19 protein-coding genes and 1 riboswitch are annotated in these 17,507 nt (G+C 68.0%); of the genes, 5 read left to right on the top strand and 14 right to left on the bottom strand.

Annotation, left to right across the window (positions count from 1 at the left end; genetic code table 11):
* Position 1: 1 nt before the first annotated feature.
* Positions 2–1,804, top strand: coding sequence for a GldG family protein (locus HMPREF2581_RS19195; protein WP_003137643.1), 1,803 nt, complete (start codon positions 2–4; stop codon positions 1,802–1,804).
* A 1-nt stretch (position 1,805) separates the two neighbouring features.
* Positions 1,806–2,813, top strand: coding sequence for a DUF4340 domain-containing protein (locus HMPREF2581_RS19200; protein WP_003137639.1), 1,008 nt, complete (start codon positions 1,806–1,808; stop codon positions 2,811–2,813).
* Between the two features lie 231 nt (positions 2,814–3,044).
* Here the strand turns inward: HMPREF2581_RS19200 and HMPREF2581_RS19205 are convergent, their stop codons facing one another.
* On the bottom strand, positions 3,045–4,214 hold the full coding sequence (locus HMPREF2581_RS19205) for a mandelate racemase/muconate lactonizing enzyme family protein (protein ID WP_003137638.1): 1,170 nt from the start codon (positions 4,212–4,214) through the stop codon (positions 3,045–3,047).
* A 157-nt stretch (positions 4,215–4,371) separates the two neighbouring features.
* Between HMPREF2581_RS19205 and HMPREF2581_RS19210 the strand changes: the two genes are divergently transcribed.
* The 3 genes from HMPREF2581_RS19210 to dxs all read left to right on the top strand — a co-directional run bounded on the left by HMPREF2581_RS19210 (position 4,372) and on the right by dxs (position 7,490).
* Positions 4,372–4,614 (top strand): exodeoxyribonuclease VII small subunit, encoded by a 243-nt coding sequence (locus tag HMPREF2581_RS19210; RefSeq protein WP_003093283.1) that lies wholly within the window; start codon positions 4,372–4,374, stop codon positions 4,612–4,614.
* Positions 4,611–5,498, top strand: coding sequence for a polyprenyl synthetase family protein (locus tag HMPREF2581_RS19215; RefSeq protein ID WP_003093289.1), 888 nt, complete (start codon positions 4,611–4,613; stop codon positions 5,496–5,498). Before HMPREF2581_RS19210 ends, HMPREF2581_RS19215 begins: the two co-directional genes overlap by 4 nt.
* A gap of 108 nt (positions 5,499–5,606) precedes the next feature.
* Positions 5,607–7,490, top strand: coding sequence for a 1-deoxy-D-xylulose-5-phosphate synthase (dxs, locus tag HMPREF2581_RS19220; RefSeq protein ID WP_003102816.1), 1,884 nt, complete (start codon positions 5,607–5,609; stop codon positions 7,488–7,490).
* A gap of 123 nt (positions 7,491–7,613) precedes the next feature.
* Here the strand turns inward: dxs and HMPREF2581_RS19225 are convergent, their stop codons facing one another.
* The 13 genes from HMPREF2581_RS19225 to nrdR all read right to left on the bottom strand — a co-directional run bounded on the left by HMPREF2581_RS19225 (position 7,614) and on the right by nrdR (position 17,335).
* Positions 7,614–8,411 carry a cobalamin-binding protein gene (locus tag HMPREF2581_RS19225; protein ID WP_003137636.1) on the bottom strand — a complete coding sequence of 266 codons (798 nt, stop codon included), beginning with the start codon at positions 8,409–8,411 and terminating at the stop codon, positions 7,614–7,616.
* Positions 8,411–8,830 carry a hypothetical protein gene (locus HMPREF2581_RS19230; protein WP_003093296.1) on the bottom strand — a complete coding sequence of 140 codons (420 nt, stop codon included), beginning with the start codon at positions 8,828–8,830 and terminating at the stop codon, positions 8,411–8,413. The genes HMPREF2581_RS19225 and HMPREF2581_RS19230 overlap by 1 nt, the downstream gene beginning before the upstream one ends.
* Complete coding sequence (ribA, locus tag HMPREF2581_RS19235; protein ID WP_003093299.1) at positions 8,827–9,444, bottom strand: GTP cyclohydrolase II; 618 nt, start codon at positions 9,442–9,444, stop codon at positions 8,827–8,829. Before ribA ends, HMPREF2581_RS19230 begins: the two co-directional genes overlap by 4 nt.
* Before the next feature lie 130 nt (positions 9,445–9,574).
* Entirely contained in the window at positions 9,575–10,219 is a 645-nt protein-coding gene (locus HMPREF2581_RS19240; RefSeq protein ID WP_003093301.1) for a TIGR02281 family clan AA aspartic protease, read from the bottom strand.
* Positions 10,220–10,221: 2 nt separating this feature from the next.
* Positions 10,222–10,968 carry a substrate-binding periplasmic protein gene (locus tag HMPREF2581_RS19245; protein WP_003093303.1) on the bottom strand — a complete coding sequence of 249 codons (747 nt, stop codon included), beginning with the start codon at positions 10,966–10,968 and terminating at the stop codon, positions 10,222–10,224.
* A gap of 8 nt (positions 10,969–10,976) precedes the next feature.
* Positions 10,977–11,492, bottom strand: coding sequence for a phosphatidylglycerophosphatase A family protein (locus tag HMPREF2581_RS19250; RefSeq protein ID WP_003093304.1), 516 nt, complete (start codon positions 11,490–11,492; stop codon positions 10,977–10,979).
* Positions 11,485–12,453 (bottom strand): thiamine-phosphate kinase, encoded by a 969-nt coding sequence (gene thiL, locus HMPREF2581_RS19255; RefSeq protein WP_003137635.1) that lies wholly within the window; start codon positions 12,451–12,453, stop codon positions 11,485–11,487. Before thiL ends, HMPREF2581_RS19250 begins: the two co-directional genes overlap by 8 nt.
* 18 nt (positions 12,454–12,471) lie before the next feature.
* On the bottom strand, positions 12,472–12,951 hold the full coding sequence (gene nusB / locus HMPREF2581_RS19260) for a transcription antitermination factor NusB (protein WP_003093308.1): 480 nt from the start codon (positions 12,949–12,951) through the stop codon (positions 12,472–12,474).
* Positions 12,948–13,424: a 6,7-dimethyl-8-ribityllumazine synthase gene (gene ribE, locus HMPREF2581_RS19265; RefSeq protein ID WP_003093311.1), complete on the bottom strand. Its 477-nt coding sequence runs from the start codon at positions 13,422–13,424 to the stop codon at positions 12,948–12,950. Before ribE ends, nusB begins: the two co-directional genes overlap by 4 nt.
* Positions 13,425–13,541: 117 nt before the next feature.
* Positions 13,542–14,639: a bifunctional 3,4-dihydroxy-2-butanone-4-phosphate synthase/GTP cyclohydrolase II gene (gene ribBA, locus HMPREF2581_RS19270; RefSeq protein WP_003093313.1), complete on the bottom strand. Its 1,098-nt coding sequence runs from the start codon at positions 14,637–14,639 to the stop codon at positions 13,542–13,544.
* A 26-nt stretch (positions 14,640–14,665) separates the two neighbouring features.
* Positions 14,666–15,325 carry a riboflavin synthase gene (locus HMPREF2581_RS19275; protein ID WP_003093316.1) on the bottom strand — a complete coding sequence of 220 codons (660 nt, stop codon included), beginning with the start codon at positions 15,323–15,325 and terminating at the stop codon, positions 14,666–14,668.
* Between the two features lie 183 nt (positions 15,326–15,508).
* A riboswitch (FMN riboswitch) is annotated at positions 15,509–15,671 on the bottom strand.
* Between the two features lie 81 nt (positions 15,672–15,752).
* Positions 15,753–16,874: a bifunctional diaminohydroxyphosphoribosylaminopyrimidine deaminase/5-amino-6-(5-phosphoribosylamino)uracil reductase RibD gene (gene ribD / locus HMPREF2581_RS19280; RefSeq protein ID WP_003137634.1), complete on the bottom strand. Its 1,122-nt coding sequence runs from the start codon at positions 16,872–16,874 to the stop codon at positions 15,753–15,755.
* Positions 16,871–17,335 (bottom strand): transcriptional regulator NrdR, encoded by a 465-nt coding sequence (nrdR, locus tag HMPREF2581_RS19285; protein ID WP_003107181.1) that lies wholly within the window; start codon positions 17,333–17,335, stop codon positions 16,871–16,873. The genes ribD and nrdR overlap by 4 nt, the downstream gene beginning before the upstream one ends.
* Positions 17,336–17,507: the final 172 nt, after the last annotated feature.

Raw genomic sequence — 17,507 nt, forward strand, 5'->3', positions numbered from 1 at the left:
CATGAAACGAACCCTGTACTCGGGCGTCGGCCTGCTGCTGGTCGGCCTGCTGTTCCTCGCTTTCAACCTGCTGTCCAGCCTGCTGCTGCGCGACCAGCAGTTCGACCTCACCCAGCAGAAGCTCTACACCTTCAGCGCCGGCACCCAGGAAGTCCTCGACAGTCTCGACGAACCGCTCAACCTCTACCTGTTCTTTTCGAAAAGCCGCGCCAGTGACCTACCCGCCCTGCGCAACTACGCCCGCCGCGTCGAGGAAGTGCTGGACCTCTATGCACGGCGGAGCCATGGCAATGTCCGATTGTTCGTGATCGATCCCCTGCCATTCTCCGACGACGAGGACCGTGCCGCGCGCTTCGGCCTGCAGGCGCCGCCCATCGGCCCGAATGGCGAAGCCATCTACTTTGGCCTGGCGGCCACCAACCCGACCGACGGCCTCCAGGTGATCCCGTTCTTCTCGCCGGAAGAAGAGCCGCTTCTGGAATACGATCTCAGCCGCCTGGTCCAGGCGCTCGCGCAACGGGAGCGCACGGTAGTCGGCCTGATGAGTTCGCTGCCGATGACCGGGCAGGCGCCCACCGACGGGCAGTCGGGCAGCAGGCCGTGGGCGATGATGGACAAGCTCTACCAACAGTTCGACATCCGCACCCTGGGGCTCGCCTCGACGGAAATCCCCGCCGACATCTCGGTGTTGATGCTGGTGCACCCCAGGCAATTGTCCGAACAGACCCAATACGCCATCGACCAGTTCGTCCTGCGCGGCGGCAAGCTGCTGGCCTTCGTCGATCCTCTGAGTCTCGCCGATGCGGACGGCGGGAAAGGCTCCGACCTGGCCCCGTTGCTGCGTTCCTGGGGCGTCCAGTTGCGGCCGGATACCCTGCTGGCGGATGCCTCGTTCGCCATGATCAAACCCAACGCCGAACGTCGCCCGGAGCGCAATCCGACCTGGCTACATCTCCCCGGCGACACGTTCCCCCACGACAACGTGCTGACCACCGGCCTGGAAAGCCTCAACCTCGCCAGCGTCGGCCTGCTCGAACCTCTCGGCGGAGCCTCGACGCGCTTCATTCCGTTGCTGCACAGCTCGGCGCACAGCATGCCGCTGTCGCTGGAGCGCTTCCGCCAATCCTCGACGGAGCAGCTCAACGCCACCCTGGTCCCGACCGGAGAACGCTACGTGCTGGCCGCCAAGGTCGAGGGGCCGGCGACGAGTGCCTTCCCCGCGGACCGCGGGAAGCAAGGCGAAGGCCTGAGCGACAGCGCGAACATCCATGTGCTGTTGGTCGCCGATACGGACCTGCTGAGCAATCCGCTCTGGCTCCAGGAACAGCCCGGCCACAACGAGCCGCAGGTATGGGCGGACAACGACCTGTTCGTCGGCAATGCCCTCGACTATCTCTCCGGTTCGGACGCGCTGATCGACCTACCCTCGCGAGGCCATACGAAGCGCCCGTTCACCCGCGTGGAAGCGCTCCGACGCGAAGCCGGGATGCGCGCCCAGGAACAGCTCAACGCGCTGCAGCAGAGCCTCAACGATACCGACAAGAACCTGCGGGCCCTGCAGCAATCGATGGACGACGGCGACCAGGAGGTGACTCCGGAAATGGAAGCGACGCTGCGCCGCTTCATTGATGACAAATTGCGCATCCGCCAGCAACTGCGTCAATTGCAGTTCCAACTGAATGCCGATGTCGAGCGCCTGGCGGAACAGGTGAAACTGGCCAATACGGTCCTGCTGCCGGCGCTCCTCACCCTGCTCCTCCTGCTGCATTGGAGCTGGCGCAGCATGCGCCGGAGGAGGGGCTGACATGCGCCTGGGTAGCATAGCGGGACTCGCTCTCGCCCTGGCGCTGTTCGCCGGAACCTTGGGCTGGCTCCACGAACGGCAGCAACCGCCCGCGCAACCGCCTGCGAGCCGCGCCTGGCTGCCAGGGCTGAAACCGCACCAGGTGACCGCCCTGTGCATCGCCACCCCCGGCCAACCGACGATCCGCGCCAGGCGCGATGGCAAGGACTGGACGCTCGCCAGCAAGGACGGCTATCCCGCCTCGGGGGAAACCATCAGGCAGCTGTTGCGCAGCCTGGCCGACGCGCGCCTGCTAGAGGAAAAGAGCGCCTCGCCGGAAAACCGCGAGCGCATGGGACTCTCCGACCAGGGCAAGGGCCAGGCCAGCCGGATCACCCTGGAGCGCGGCGACGCGCCGCCGCTGGTTCTGTTGCTGGGCAAGCGCACCTCGCAGGGCGGGCAGTTGGTCAGGCAGGCCGACGATGAGCGGGCCTGGCTGATCGACCGAACGGTCGGCCTGCCGGTCAACGACCTGGCCCTGCTCGACCCTCGGTTGACCGACCTGCCATTCGAACAGTTGCGCGAGCTGACCCTGTCCTATGGCAACGGTGTACGGCTGAACATTTCCCGAGCCAGCGAAAAGGACGATGGCATCCGCCTGCGACAGTTCCCATCCAGGCCACAGTTGATGGGCGAGGCGGAAGCCGAGCAGGCCGCACGCCTGTTCGCTGCGCTCAGGCTGCTGGAGGTCGCGCCGGCCAAGGCCTCGCGGCAAAAACCGCTGCTGACCTTCACGCTCAAGAGTTTCGCCGGCGGCACGCTGCAGGGCCAGCTTCTGGAACTGGAGCGCCAGTACTGGTTGCAACTGACCGACAGCAAGGGCTTCGCCGACGGGCAGGTCTCAGCCGTCAAGGGTTGGCGCTACCGCGTGGAGGGTCTGAGTCCGGATACCGCTCCCGCGCCCCAGCTACCCAAGGCATCGCCGGTGAAGAAAAGCAAGCCGGCCAAGCCCTCGTCGCCCAAGTGCTGAGCGCTCTCGCCAGGCGCCGCTAGCAGCCGGCGAAATAGAGCCCCGCGGGATGCTGGGCAGGACCGGCCGAGTTTGCTAGAGTAGCGCCTCCTTCACGAGCCCTCGGCTCGTCGATGCAGAATTCCTAAGGCAGGCGCGGCTTATCAGAAGTAAGCCAACCCCACCCCAGAAAAGCCGGCCACAAGCCGGTTTTTTTAATGCCTCCGCACAACCCCAGCCAATCACCGTTCTCTAGGCCTCCAGAAGCTTGTGGAACAGCCCGGCAAGTGTCGCCTGGCGCTCGAAGCCGATACCAGGCGATTGTGGCAACCCCGCCAGTCCCGAGGAAAACGGCAGGGCACCGGCGAAATCGTCGAATGGCCGGAAAGCCGACGGCGTAGCCTCGGCCCAGCCCAGGCGCAGGGCCGCCACCAGGTGCAGGCTGAACAGGTAGCCGGCGTGCGGGCGGAAGGCCGCGCGCGGCCAACCCCGGGCGCACAGGTGGTCGAGTATCGCCAGGTAGCCCGGCAGGCCATAGCAATGCACGGGGTCGAAGACCAGCACGTCACGCTCCCGCCGCAAGCCGCCATAGAGGTCCAGCAAGCGAGCTTCGGCCAGGGAGAACAAGGCCTCGCCGGCACCGATGGGCCCCGGATAGATATCCGCCACTTCGGCCTGGGTAGGGAAATCGTGGGGGTCGCAGATGTCCTCGAACCACCACAACCCCAGCGGCGCCAGGGCTTTCGCTGCGTCGACCGCGCCCCCCGCGTCGTAGCGGTTCATCGCGTCGACCGCCAGCCGCGAAGCGTCGCCGAGAACCCGCAGCGCCCTGTCGATACGGCGCCGGTCCTGGTCCAGCCCGGCCGCGCCGATCTTGATCTTGGCGTGGGTGTAGCCGAGATCGACGAAGCGCCGCAGTTCCTCTTCCAGGCGTCCCAGGTCGTCGTGCGGATAGGGGTAGCCGCCGCCGGCGTAGACCGGTACGCGCTGCGGATAGTCTTCCGCCAGCCCCAGGCGTCGCGCCAGGAAGCGATGCAGCGGCAGGCCGGCGGCCTTGGCCGCGGCATCCCACAGGGCCATGTCCAGGGCGCCCACCGCGACGCAGCGTTCGCCGTGGCCGCCGGGCTTCTCGTCGCGCATCATCAGGTCCCAGGCACGCAACGGATCGATGCCACTGCCGTCGTCGCTCGCCAGGCTGTCCGCCGGAGCCCCCAGCAGGCGCGGGGCGAAACGCTCGCGGATCAGCCCGCCCTGGGCGTAGCGCCCTACCGAGGCGTGGCCGTAGCCGACCACACGCCGACCGTCACGCACGGCATCGGTGAGCACCGCCACCAGGCTGGTGCTCAAACCACCGGTGGCAGCCGCCACGCCGGCGTAACGGGAAAGGGGAATACTGCGTTCCCGGACCTCCTGGATGCGCATCGCCTGTCGGCTCCTCCTCGCTGGACCTCTCTCCACCTTAGCCAAGGCCGCCGCCATGGTCGTCCCGATCGGTCGTAGCGACCTTCCGCCGATTTGCCCGGCCCCCGCCCCTCTGCTAGTGTCGCGGGGTTTTGTACACCTCGCCGAGACTCCCCCGATGGCCCGCAAGAAAACCCTCGATTTCGAACAGTCCCTCACCGAGCTGCAAACCCTGGTGGAACGCCTGGAAAGCGGCGAGCTGTCGCTGGAAGAGTCGCTGGGCGCCTTCGAGCAGGGCATCCGCCTGACCCGCGAATGCCAGACGTCGCTGAGCCAGGCCGAACAGAAGGTACAGATCCTCCTCGAACGCGACGGCGAGCTCAGCGAAGCGCCGTTCGATGCGGAAGGCGACGAGGCATGATCGCGGCCTACCAGGCGCGCTGCCAGGCGCGCGTCGATGCCGCCCTGGACGCCCTGTTCGTCGCTCCCCGCGAAGAACTGCAACGCCTCTACGAGGCCATGCGCTACAGCGTGATGAACGGTGGCAAGCGAGTTCGCCCGCTGCTCGCCTACGCCGCCTGCGAGGCCCTCGGCGGTGCGCCGCAGCGCGCCGACGCCGCGGCCTGCGCAGTGGAGCTGATCCATGCCTACTCGCTGGTCCACGACGACCTGCCGGCGATGGACGACGACGACCTGCGCCGTGGCCAGCCGACCACCCACCGGGCCTTCGACGAAGCCACCGCGATCCTCGCCGCCGACGGCTTGCAGGCGCTAGCCTTCGAAGTGCTCGCCGACACCCGGCGCAATCCACAGGAACATGCCGTCTGTCTGGAAATGCTCACCCGCCTGGCGCGCGCCGCAGGCTCCGCCGGCATGGTCGGCGGCCAGGCGATCGACCTCGGCTCGGTCGGCGTGGCCCTCGACCAGGCGGCCCTGGAAGTCATGCACCGGCACAAGACCGGCGCGCTGATCGAAGCCAGCGTGCGCCTCGGCGCCCTCGCCAGCGGTCGCGCCGAGCCCGCCGCGCTGGCCGCCCTGGAACGCTACGCCGAAGCGATCGGCCTGGCCTTCCAGGTGCAGGACGACATCCTCGACGTGGAAAGCGACACCGCCACCCTCGGCAAGACCCAGGGCAAGGACCAGGCGCACAACAAGCCGACCTATCCCGCCCTGCTCGGCCTGGAGGCCGCCAAAGGCTATGCCCTGGAGCTGCGCGACCTGGCCCTGGCCGCCCTCGACGGTTTTCCGCCGAGCGCCGACCCGCTGCGCCAACTGGCCCGCTACATCGTCGAGCGACGCAACTGACCGACGGGTCGTCGGAAGTCCCCGGCAAAGGTAGGGGCTCCCTTGCTTGGGCGCGGCCGGTGCATCAGGTAAACTGCTGGCCTCTCCGGATTGCATAACGATAGCCTGATGCCCAAGACGCTCCATGAGATTCCCCGCGAGCGCCCCGCCACGCCCCTGCTCGACCGCGCCTCTTCGCCGGCCGAACTGCGCCGGCTGGGCGAGGCGGACCTGGAAACCCTGGCCGACGAGCTGCGCCAGTACCTGCTGTATACCGTCGGGCAGACCGGCGGTCATTTCGGCGCCGGCCTCGGCGTGGTCGAGCTGACCATCGCCCTGCACTACGTCTTCGACACTCCGGACGATCGCCTGGTCTGGGACGTCGGCCACCAGGCCTATCCGCACAAGATCCTCACCGAACGCCGCGAGCTGATGGGCACCCTGCGCCAGAAGAACGGCCTGGCGGCCTTCCCGCGCCGCGCAGAGAGCGAGTACGACACCTTCGGCGTCGGCCACTCCAGCACCTCCATCAGCGCCGCCCTGGGCATGGCCATCGCCGCCCGCCTGCAAGGCAAGGAGCGTAAGTCGGTGGCCGTGATCGGCGACGGTGCGCTGACCGCCGGCATGGCCTTCGAGGCACTCAACCACGCCTCGGAAGTCGACGCCGACATGCTGGTGATCCTCAACGACAACGACATGTCGATCTCGCACAACGTCGGCGGGCTCTCCAACTACCTGGCGAAGATCCTCTCCAGCCGCACCTATAGCAGCATGCGCGAGGGCAGCAAGAAGGTGCTCTCGCGCCTGCCCGGGGCCTGGGAGATCGCCCGGCGCACCGAGGAATACGCCAAGGGCATGCTGGTCCCCGGCACCCTGTTCGAGGAGCTCGGCTGGAACTACATCGGCCCGATCGACGGCCACGACCTGCCGACCCTGGTGGCTACCCTGCGCAACATGCGCGACATGAAGGGCCCGCAGTTCCTCCATGTGGTGACCAAGAAAGGCAAGGGCTTCGCCCCGGCCGAACTGGATCCGATCGGCTACCACGCGATCACCAAGCTGGAAGCTCCCGGCAGTGCGCCGAAGAAGACCGGCGGACCCAAGTATTCCAGCGTCTTCGGCCAGTGGCTGTGCGACATGGCCGCCCAGGACGCGCGCCTGCTCGGCATCACCCCGGCGATGAAGGAAGGTTCCGACCTGGTGGCCTTCAGCGAACGCTACCCGGAACGCTACTTCGACGTCGCCATCGCCGAACAGCATGCCGTGACCCTGGCCGCCGGCATGGCCTGCGAGGGCATGAAGCCGGTGGTGGCGATCTACTCGACCTTCCTCCAGCGCGCCTACGACCAGTTGATCCATGACGTCGCCGTGCAGCACCTCGACGTGCTGTTCGCCATCGACCGCGCCGGCCTGGTCGGCGAGGACGGCCCGACCCACGCCGGTAGCTTCGACATCTCCTACCTGCGCTGCATCCCCGGCATGCTGGTGATGACCCCCAGCGACGAGGACGAGCTGCGCAAGCTGCTCACCACCGGCTACCTGTTCGATGGCCCGGCCGCGGTGCGCTATCCGCGCGGCAGCGGCCCCAACCATCCGATCGATCCGGACCTGCAACCGGTGGAGATCGGCAAGGGCGTGGTCCGTCGGCGCGGCGGCAGGGTCGCACTGCTGGTCTTCGGCGTGCAGTTGGCGGAGGCGATGAAGGTTGCCGAAAGCCTCGACGCCACAGTCGTCGACATGCGTTTCGTCAAACCCCTCGACGAAGCCCTGGTACGCGAATTGGCGGGCAGCCACGAACTGCTGGTGACCATCGAGGAAAACGCCGTGATGGGCGGCGCCGGCTCGGCGGTCGGCGAGTTCCTCGCCAGCGAGGGCCTCGAAGTCCCGCTGCTGCAACTGGGCCTGCCCGACTACTACGTCGAACACGCCAAGCCCAGCGAGATGCTCGCCGAATGCGGCCTGGATGCCGCGGGCATCGAAAAGGCGGTACGCCAGCGTCTCGACCGGCAGTAGCGCCAAACCCAGCGACAACGGCGAATAACCGCGTTGCGGTTATTCGCCCTACCCCCCAATTGCCCGTAGGGCGAATAACGCCACCGGCGTTATCCGCCGGTACAGCGCGATACCGGCAAGCATTCAGCGCGCCCCGGCGAGCGAGCGGCAGAGTTTCTCGGTCGCCGCCAGCATGGCGAAGCTCGGCCGCTCGAGGTTCTTGTCTTCGATCCGGTACAGCTGTCCGCGCCGCGTCGCCGCCAGCGCCGGCCATTGCCGCCAGAGTTCGAGCTGGGCGTGACTGCCGGCGACGATGACCGCCGGATCGCGCGCCAGAACCGCCTCGACGCTGACCTGCGGCGCCGGCTGCGGCAGGTCGCCGAACAGGTTTTCGGCGCCGCAGACGCGCAGCGCATCGCTGATCACCTGGCGTCCGCCAATGGTGTACAGCGGCCGGTCCCAGACCTGGTAGAACACCTTCAGCGGCTTGTCCCGCCGGTAGCGCTCGGCCAGGCGCTGCATGCCTTCGCGGAACCTGGTCGACAGCCGCTGGCCGGCCTCGGCCTCGCCCAATGCCTCGCCCAGCGCAGCCAGTTGCAGGGCCAGTTCGTCGAGGCTGTGCGGTTCGGCGATGAAGAGGGCGATGCCGAAGTCCCGCAGGCGCTGCAACTGCGCCTCGGGCACGCTGCCGGGCCAGACCAGGATCAGATCGGGCTGCAGTTCCAGCAGGCGTTCGAGATTGACCTGGCCGTAGCGGCCGACGGAAGGCAGGTCGCCAATCGCCGCCGGACGCTCGCCACCATCCAGCACGCCGACCAGGCGGCGCGCGGCGCCGAGTTCGAGGACGCTGTCGGTCAGCGAAGGCGCCAGGCTGACCACCCGCTGCGCCGCCCCGGCGGAAAGGCTGAGGAGCAGGCAGGCGAGCAGCCAGAACGAGCGCATCAACCGAGTTGACGCGGAATACGGTAGAGCCAGAACAACACCAGGCTGGTGATCCCGAGCAGGATCAGCGCAACGCCGTTGAGCCCGGCGAACACACCCGGCACGCCGATCCAGGCCGGCAGGCTGGCGCCGAACAGGGCCTTGCGGCGCACCTGCGCCAGGCGGGTCCAGGCGGCGGCTTCCTCCGCCGTATCCAGCGCTTTCTGGGTGGCGATGAGACCACGCTTGTAGGCACCGAACAGCGGCAGATTGACGAACATCGACAGCAGCGCGGCGATGAACAGCGGCATCGCCAGGCCATGGGGAAGGGGTTGCAGTTCGCCGAGGAAGAACTCGACCAGGATCAGCGGCAACAGCGCCAACGCCAGTTGCAACCACCAGGCGCGTCCCAGCGCGCCGCGGGCTTGCTGGCGACTCACGTGGTTTCCGCCTCGCCCTGGTGCAGGCTGCCGAGCATGTGCCCGAGCTTGCCGGCCTTGGTCGCCAGGTAGCGCCTGTTGTGCTTGTTCAGGCCCCTTTGCAGCGGCACGCGCTCCGCCACGGTGATGGCGTAGCTTTCCAGCGCCTTGACCTTGCGCGGATTGTTGGTCATCAGGCGCAGGGAGGAGACGCCCAGGTGCGCGAGCATCGGCTGGCACATGGCGTAGTCGCGCTGGTCGGCGCCAAAACCCAGTTGCAGGTTCGCCTCGACGGTGTCGGCACCGCCATCCTGCAATTCATAGGCACGGATCTTGTTCAGCAGGCCGATGCCGCGACCTTCCTGGCGCAGGTAGAGGAGCACGCCGCGGCCCTCCTCGGCGATGGCGGCAAGCGCGCCTTCCAACTGGAAACCGCAATCGCAGCGCAGGCTGAACAGCGCGTCGCCGGTCAGGCATTCGGAATGCAGGCGACCAAGCACCGGCGCGCCATCGGCGATGTCGCCCATGCTCAGGGCTACATGTTCCTTGCCGCTCTCCTCGTCGAGGAAACCATGCATGGTGAATTCGCCGAAGGGAGTCGGCAGTTTGGAGGCGGCGACGAACACGACGGACACCGGGGAACTCCTAGGGAAACGGAAGTCCGCCATTGTACCAGCAGCGTCCGGCGCCCGGTCAGCTCGAAATGCCGCAAATACCTATCGAGATGGACGATGAATAGAACCCCGGGTTATGAGCGAGCGACATTCAATGCTTGGCCTCGATAAGCAGCATTCCCTGTTCCTCGCGCCAACGCACCCGGTTGAGGAAACTCATGCCGAGCAGGGCTTCGGTCGGATAGCCACCCTCGATCACCGCCGCCTCGACACCCAGCAACTCGATACCGCCGATCTTCACCCGGTCCAGGGTCACCCGCCAGCCGCGCGAGGTGCCGCTGGCGGTGGAGGCGACCATCGGCTTGCCGTCCACCCGGTAATCGATACCCAGGCGGCGCGCCTCGTTCTCGTTCATGGCGATGCTGGTGGCGCCGGTATCCACCAGGAACTGCATGTTCTGCCCGTTCACCGAGCCAGCCACCCAATAGTGCCCGCCGGTGCCGCGAGCGATGCTGAAGCTTTGCCGCTGCGGCGCCGAATAGCCCGCCTCGTTGTATTCGCGGCTCAGTTCGTAGGTGCGCTCGACGCCGTCGATCCGCAGCACCGCCTTGCGGCTGTCGGCGCTGACCACCTGGACGCCCTGCGGGCCGGTCTGGCCGACCCTGACCAGCTTGCGCTGGCCATCGACGTTGAGTACCGCCGCGCCGGGGAACAGGCCGACCACGAACACCTGGGGCGCGGCCAGCGAGGACAACGCGAGAACGCTGGAAAACAGGGCGACGCACAGCCGCAGCATGATCACTCCTTGGGTGGCAGGATTGCCTTCAACGGCGCATAGGGCCAGTTCCAGCGGGCGAAGATCCGCTCCAGCTCGCCGCTGGCATGCAACTGCCGCATGCGCCGGTCGAACAGCGCCAGCAGCTCACGGCCCCTGGGGGAATCGGAGAAGCCAAGATACAGCGGCAACCGAGTGACGTCGGTGATGCGGTACTCAGCCGCCAGCGCTCCGGCCCCTGCGAGCATTTCCTCCAGTTCCGGACGCGAATCGATGAAATAGTCGACCCGGTGGTTGAGCAGCATCGGCAGCGCCGAGGTGCGGCGCTGCAACTCGCTGTGCGGGGTCAGGGTAGGGAAATAGCGGGCGAAGGCGTAGCCACGCATCCATGACAGGCGGAACCGGCTCAGGCCCTCCAGCGGCGGCGGCGGATTGTCCTTCAGGGAAAGCACGGCAATCGGATCGACGTCATAGGGCCAGCGAGGGTAAAGCGCTTCGTCGATTTCCCCGCGGTAGGCGCCGACCCAGGCGTCGGCCTCGCCGCGCAGGACCAGGCCGACCGCCCGGGTATAGGGCTCGTTGGCGATCCGCAGGCGTACCCCGGCCGGCTCGTAGACGGCCCGCAGCAGGTCCCAGGCCACCCCGCGACCGTCCTCCTGGGTGTAGCGCGTCCAGGTTTCGCTGACCACGCGGATCTCACCCACGGAGGGTTCGGCGGAAGCGACGCCGGGCAGCAGCCACAGGCAGCAGAACAGGACGAGCAGACGCATGGGAGGCCTCAGACCAGCCAGTGTACCCATCCCCAGACTAGACCCTGCATGACCAGCCAGGCGAATACCCCGGCCAGGACGTCGTCGAGCATGATCCCGACGCCCCCGTGCACGTTGCGGTCCACCCAACTGATCGGCCAGGGTTTGAGAATATCCACGATGCGGAACACGACGAAGCCGATCAGCAGCCACCACCAGCCCTCCGGCACCAGCCAGAGGGTTATCCACATGCCGACCATCTCGTCCCAGACGATGCCTTCGTGGTCGTGCACGCGCAGGTCGTCGGCGACCTTGCCGCACAGCCAGAAGCCGAACAGCATGGTCACTCCCAGCATCAGCCAGTAGCCCCAGTCCGGCAGCATCTGCCACAGCGGGATGAACGGGATGGCCACCAGCGACCCCCAGGTGCCCGGCGCCTTGGGCAGGGTGCCGGAGCCGAAGCCGAAGGCGAGGAAATGCCAGGGATTGCGCCAGACCGACGGCGGCACCGGCTGCGCCGGCGCCTGATCAGGATGCTCAGTCACGTTGGGTTCCGAAATGTTGGTAGCCGGCCACGGCCGGTATGAGTTCCTTTCCGTCGGCGTCGAGCAGGTGCACCCCCTGCCCCGCCTCGACCCGGCCGATGACGGCCATGGCCGGCCACGCGGCGCGAATCTCGCCAAGGTACGCAGGCGGCAGGGTGAAGGCCAGCACGTAGTCGTCGCCGGCGGCCAGTTGCTGGCGCAAGGCTTCCTCGCCGGCGAGCAGGCCGCTCAACGCGGCGCTTGCCTGCAAGCGCTGGCATTCGACCAGCAGGGCAACGCCGGAAGCGCGGGCGATATGCCCGCAATCGGCGAGCAGCCCGTCGGAGATGTCCAGGGCGGCGCTGGCCTTGCCGCGCAGGGCGAGGCCTAGACCGAATTGCGGGGCCGGCGTCCAGTAGCGCGCCAGCAGCGGTTCGGCCACCTCGGCGGGCGCCGATCTTCGCTCCAGCACCAGTTCCAGAGCCGCTCCAGCCTCGCCGAGCGGGCCCCCGACGCAGAGCAGGTCGCCAGGGCGCGCACCGGCGCGGGTCAGCGCCTGGCCGGCCGGCACCCTGCCGAATACGGTCAGGGTCATGCTCAGCGGGCCGCGCGTGGTGTCGCCGCCGACCAGGGCCAGGCCGCACTGCCGGGCCATGGCGTCGAGGCCGCGGGCGAAGCCCTGCAACCACTCGGCTTCGGCCTTCGGCAAGGTCAGGGCCAGGGTGAAGGCCAGGGGCGCGGCGCCCATCGCCGCCAGGTCGCTGGCGGAGACCGCCAGGGCGCGCTGGGCAAGAAGGAAAGGGTCGCAACCGGCGGGAAAATGCACACCTTCCACCAGGGTGTCGGTGGAGACCGCCAGCTGTTCGCCGGCAGGCGGCGCCAGCAGGGCACAGTCGTCGCCGATGCCGAGGGCCACCTCCGTCGCCGGCGCCGCGCAGGCGGCCGCGGCGAAGAAGCGGCGGATCAGCTCGAACTCACCCATGACGCCGCCGGCGCGGGATCAGCGCTTGCCGCCGCGCAGCTCGGCGGCGCGCAGGCGCGGCGCCAGCTTGTCGAGCACGCCGTTGACGAACTTGTGGCCGTCGGTGGCGCCGAAGGTCTTGGCCAGCTCGATGCCCTCGTTGATCACTACCTTGTAGGGCACGTCGATGCGGTTGCGCAGCTCGTAGGTGGACAGCCGCAGGATGGCCAGCTCGACCGGGTCGATCTCGGCCAGCGGGCGGTCCAGGCAGGGCTCGAAGGTGGAGTCCAGCTCGCTCTTCTGCCGCGGCACGCCGTGCAGGATCTCGTGGAAGTAGGCGCCGTCGACCTCGGAGAAGTCGTTGTCGGTGCGGAACTGCGCCTCGATCTCGTGCAGGGGCTGGCCGGCGATCTGCCAGGAGTACAGGGCCTGGACGGCCAGGCTGCGGGCCTTGCGGCGAGCGGCGGTCTTGCCTTTCGGCGGCTTGGCTGCCGGGTTGCCGCTGTCTTGATTGCTCACTTGGCCTCCAACTGCGCCAGCAGGCTGACCATTTCCAGGGCCGACAGCGCGGCTTCGGCGCCCTTGTTGCCGGCCTTGGTGCCGGAGCGCTCGATGGCCTGCTCGATGGAGTCGACGGTGAGGACGCCGAAGGCGACCGGGATGCCGAACTGCAGGGACACCTGGGCCAGGCCCTTGGTGCACTCGCCGGCCACGTATTCGAAGTGCGGGGTGCCGCCACGGATCACCGCGCCGAGGGCGATGATGGCGTCGAAGCCGCCTTGCTGGGCGACCTTCTGGGTCACCAGCGGGATCTCGAAGGCACCCGGGGCGCGGATGATGGTGATCTCGCTTTCAGCCACGCCGTGGCGGACCAGGGCGTCGACGGCGCCGCTGACCAGGCTTTCCACGACGAAGCTGTTGAAGCGGCCGACCACCAGGGCGTAGCGGCCTTTGGGAGCAATGAAGGTACCTTCGATGGTCTTCAGGGTCATGAGCAGGTCTCATCTGTTAAAGAGCCGGGGCGCCGTTGCGCCCCGAGCGAAAAGGGTCGAAAGGTCGGTCCAGCATAGCGCCCGCCGCGATCTTGCACGCGGCGGGCGGGACAGGCCTTATTCGGCGGGCAGGTATTCTACAACTTCCAGGTCGAAACCGGATATCGCATTGAAGCGCATCGGCGCACTCAGCAGGCGCATCTTGCGCACGCCGAGGTCGCGCAGGATCTGCGAGCCGGCACCGACGGTGCTGTAGGTGGTGGTGGCCTTGGGCGCCGGGGCCGGCGCCGAAGCGATCTCGCGGACATGGGCGAGCAGGTCGTCGCCGCCGATCTGGTGGCCGAGCAGCAGCACCACGCCGCTGCCCGCCTCGGCGACCTTGGTCATCGCCGCGCGCAGGCTCCAGCGGCCCGGCTGGTTGACCTGCAGCAGGTCGCGCAGCGGGTCCATGTTGTGCACGCGGACCAGGGTCGGCTCTTCCGCGCAGACCTTGCCGAGGGTCAGCGCCAGGTGCACGTCGCCCTCCACCGAGTCGCGGTAGGTGATCAGGTTGAAGTGGCCCAGTTCGCTGTCCAGCGGCTGCTCGGCGATGCGCTCGACGGTGCGCTCGTGGATCAGCCGGTAGTGGATCAGGTCGGCGATGGTGCCGATCTTGATCCCGTGCTCGGCGGCGAACGCCTCCAGTTCGGGCCGGCGAGCCATGCTGCCGTCGTCGTTCATCACCTCGCAGATCACCCCGGACGGTTCGAACCCGGCCATCCGCGCCAGGTCGCAGGCCGCCTCGGTGTGCCCGGCGCGAGCCAGGGTACCGCCTGGCTGGGCCATCAGCGGGAAGATGTGGCCGGGGCTGACGATGTCGGCGGCCACGGCGTTCTTCGCCGCCGCAGCCTGCACGGTGCGGGCGCGGTCCGCGGCGGAGATGCCGGTGGTGACGCCCTCGGCGGCCTCGATGGAGACAGTGAACTTGGTGCCGAAGCCGGAGCCGTTGCGCTGCACCATCAGCGGCAGGCCGAGGCGCTCGCAACGCTCGCGGGTCATCGGCATGCAGACCAGGCCGCGGGCATGCTTGACCATGAAGTTGATGTCTTCGGTGCGGACGCATTCGGCGGCCATGATCAGGTCGCCTTCGTTCTCGCGGTCCTCGTCATCCATCAGGATGACCATCTTGCCTTGGCGGATGTCTTCGATCAGTTCGTCGATCGTGTTGAGTGCCATGGGCACCCCCTTATGCAATTCGTGGGTTACTTGAGAAAACCGTTCTCGGCGAGAAACGCTTCGCTGATGCCGGAGGCGCTGGGCTCGGCGGCCTTGTCGCCAAGCAGCAGGCGCTCCAGGTAACGGGCCAGCAGGTCGACCTCGAGGTTGACCCGGCGTCCGGGCTGGTACTCGGCCATGATGGTTTCGCTGAGCGTATGCGGGACGATGGTCAGCTCGAACTCCGCGCCGTTCACCGCGTTCACCGTGAGGCTGGTGCCGTCGACGGTGATCGAGCCCTTGTGCGCGATGTACCTGGCCAGTTCGCGCGGGGCACGCACGGTGAACTGGATGGCGCGGGCGTTCTCCTCGCGCTTGAGCACCTCGCCGACGCCGTCGACGTGGCCGCTCACCAGGTGTCCGCCGAGGCGGGTGGTCGGCGTCAGGGCCTTTTCCAGGTTCACCCGGCTGCCCACCTTCAGGTGCTGGAAGGCGGTGCGCGCCAGGCTCTCGCGGCTGACGTCGGCCCAGAAGCCATCGCCGGGCAGTTCCACCGCGGTCAGGCAGACGCCGTTGACCGCGATGCTGTCGCCGAGCTTGACGTCGCCCAGGTCGAGCTTGCCGGTGGCGATGTAGACCCGCAGGTCGCCGCCCTTGGGCGTCATCGCGCGGACGCTGCCGATCGATTCGATTATGCCGGTGAACATGCGACCTCCCGTTTTTCCGCCGCACAGGCGCGCAGCATGGCCGGCGCGACGCCGAGCGGCCTGCGTGCCATAGCGCAGGTATTCCAAGATGAAGACATATGACGAACTCCTGTTTCGTGAAAAACAGGGCTTTTTGGATCGAAGGGGATCTTGCGGGCGCACAGGGTACGCCCAGGCAGGCAATCCCGTTCTCTCTTTATCCGGACTATGACCGTCGGCCCCGGAATCGCACCGGGTCTGCTGACCTTGTCGTCCGGCGGTGGCCGGTCCGGCAAGCGCTCGCGGGCTAGGCACCTTGCGCGCCATTACCGCCGGTGGGGACTTTCACCCCGCCCTGAGAACGTTACGGCCACCAAGATGGCCGTGTGGCGTTTTACCACAGTTGCGCCGCTTGTGCATCGTCCGCCGCGTCGCCGCGCAGCGAAGTTCAAGCGTCCCGCGGATGGGGCCGCGCGGTGACCAGCCAGTCGTCGCCCACCGCGCGGATGTCGTCGATCCGCAACTGCGCCGCATCGGCCATCCGCGTCAGCGGCCAGTCGAGCAAAGGACGGGCGCTGGAGCCGAGGAACTTCGGCGCGACGAACAGCCGGTACTCATCCACCAGCCCCAGTCGAGCGAAGGCGCCGGCCAGGCGGGGGCCGGCCTCCACCAGCACTTCGTTGGCGCCGCGCGCCGCCAGTTCCACGAGCAACTTGTGCAGGTCGACATGCCCCTCGGCGGAGGGCAGCGCCAGCAGTTCGTGACCGGCGTCCTGGAAGCGTTCGCGCGCCGAGGCGGCGGCGCAGGTCGCCACCAGTGCCGGACCGGCCTGGTAGAACGCCGACTCCAGCGGCACCCGCAGGCGCCCGTCGACCAGCACCCGCAACGGCTGGCGAGCCGCGGCGAGCGCGGTAAGCTCGGCGTTCAGGCCCAGTTCGTCGGGGCGTACGTTGAGCCGCGCATCGTCCGCCAGCAGCGTATCGGCGCCGGACAACACCACGCTGGAGCGAGCGCGCAAGCGCTGCACCGCCGAACGCGCAGAGGGCCCGGTGATCCACTGGCTTTCCCCGCTGGCCATGGCGGTGCGCCCGTCCAGGCTCATCGCCAGCTTGACCCGGACGAACGGCAGGCCATGTTCCATGCGCTTGATGAAACCGATGTTGAGTTCCCGCGCCTCGGCTTCGAGGACCCCGCTCTGCACCGCGATGCCGGCCTGCATCAGACGCAGCAGGCCGCGACCGGCGACCTCGGGGTTGGGATCCTGCATCGCCGCGACCACCCGCGCCACCCCGGCGCCCACCAGCGCGTCGGCGCACGGCGGGGTGCGGCCGAAGTGGCTGCAGGGCTCGAGGGTCACGTAGGCGGTGGCGCCGCGTGCATTCTCGCCGGCCTGGCGCAGGGCATGGACCTCGGCGTGCGGCTCGCCGGCGCGGACGTGCCAGCCCTCGCCGACCACCTGGCCGTCCTTGACCAGCACGCAGCCGACGCGCGGATTCGGATGGGTGGAGTACAGCCCCTGGCGCGCCAGTTCCAGGGCGCGGGCCATGTACAGCGGGTCGGCGGCGTTCATTCCTTGGCCGGCTCGCGGGCGAGGCGTTCGATCTCCTCGCGGAATTCGTTGAGGTCCTGGAAGCGCCGGTAGACCGAGGCGAAACGGATGTAGGCGACTTCGTCGAGCTTCTGCAGCTCGGCCATCACCAGTTCGCCCAGCACCCGCGACTTGATCTCGCGCTCGCCGGTGGCGCGCAACTGGTGCTTGATGTGGCCGATGGCCGCTTCCAGGCGCTCGACGCTGACCGGACGCTTCTCCAGGGCGCGCTGCATGCCGGCGCGCAGCTTGTCCTCGTCGAACGGCTGGCGGCTGCCGTCCTGCTTGATCAGGCGCGGCATGACCAGCTCGGCGGTCTCGAAGGTGGTGAAGCGTTCGCCGCAGGCCAGGCACTCGCGGCGCCGGCGCACCTGATCGCCCTCGGCGACCAGTCGCGAGTCAATCACTTTGGTGTCATGGGCACCGCAGAAGGGACAATGCATGGTGCTGATACAGGCGTAGCTGAAGGAAGCCGCATGGTAGCGCATCCGCGCCCGACCGAGCACCCGCAGAATCGACCGGCGCCGGCACGCTGGGAGAGGCGGGAAGAATCGGACGTTGCGGCCTACGCGAAGCGCGACAAGAATCACACTTTGCGCTATACAAGCGCCGCCC

Origin of the sequence: Pseudomonas sp. HMSC057H01, from assembly GCF_001836405.1 — a bacterium.
GTDB lineage: Bacteria > Pseudomonadota > Gammaproteobacteria > Pseudomonadales > Pseudomonadaceae > Pseudomonas > Pseudomonas aeruginosa.

Bases quoted from the DNA above. Each gene is read 5' to 3' on its own strand.
- HMPREF2581_RS19195 (WP_003137643.1), top strand. From the start codon at position 2: ATGAAACGAACCCTGTACTCGGGCGTCGGCCTGCTGCTGGTCGGCCTG.
- HMPREF2581_RS19200 (WP_003137639.1), top strand. From the start codon at position 1,806: ATGCGCCTGGGTAGCATAGCGGGACTCGCTCTCGCCCTGGCGCTGTTC.
- HMPREF2581_RS19205 (WP_003137638.1), bottom strand. From the start codon at position 4,214: ATGCGCATCCAGGAGGTCCGGGAACGCAGTATTCCCCTTTCCCGTTAC.
- HMPREF2581_RS19210 (WP_003093283.1), top strand. From the start codon at position 4,372: ATGGCCCGCAAGAAAACCCTCGATTTCGAACAGTCCCTCACCGAGCTG.
- HMPREF2581_RS19215 (WP_003093289.1), top strand. From the start codon at position 4,611: ATGATCGCGGCCTACCAGGCGCGCTGCCAGGCGCGCGTCGATGCCGCC.
- dxs (WP_003102816.1), top strand. From the start codon at position 5,607: ATGCCCAAGACGCTCCATGAGATTCCCCGCGAGCGCCCCGCCACGCCC.
- HMPREF2581_RS19225 (WP_003137636.1), bottom strand. From the start codon at position 8,411: ATGCGCTCGTTCTGGCTGCTCGCCTGCCTGCTCCTCAGCCTTTCCGCC.
- HMPREF2581_RS19240 (WP_003093301.1), bottom strand. From the start codon at position 10,219: ATGCTGCGGCTGTGCGTCGCCCTGTTTTCCAGCGTTCTCGCGTTGTCC.
- HMPREF2581_RS19245 (WP_003093303.1), bottom strand. From the start codon at position 10,968: ATGCGTCTGCTCGTCCTGTTCTGCTGCCTGTGGCTGCTGCCCGGCGTC.
- thiL (WP_003137635.1), bottom strand. From the start codon at position 12,453: ATGGGTGAGTTCGAGCTGATCCGCCGCTTCTTCGCCGCGGCCGCCTGC.
- ribE (WP_003093311.1), bottom strand. From the start codon at position 13,424: ATGACCCTGAAGACCATCGAAGGTACCTTCATTGCTCCCAAAGGCCGC.
- ribBA (WP_003093313.1), bottom strand. From the start codon at position 14,639: ATGGCACTCAACACGATCGACGAACTGATCGAAGACATCCGCCAAGGC.
- HMPREF2581_RS19275 (WP_003093316.1), bottom strand. From the start codon at position 15,325: ATGTTCACCGGCATAATCGAATCGATCGGCAGCGTCCGCGCGATGACG.
- ribD (WP_003137634.1), bottom strand. From the start codon at position 16,874: ATGAACGCCGCCGACCCGCTGTACATGGCCCGCGCCCTGGAACTGGCG.
- nrdR (WP_003107181.1), bottom strand. From the start codon at position 17,335: ATGCATTGTCCCTTCTGCGGTGCCCATGACACCAAAGTGATTGACTCG.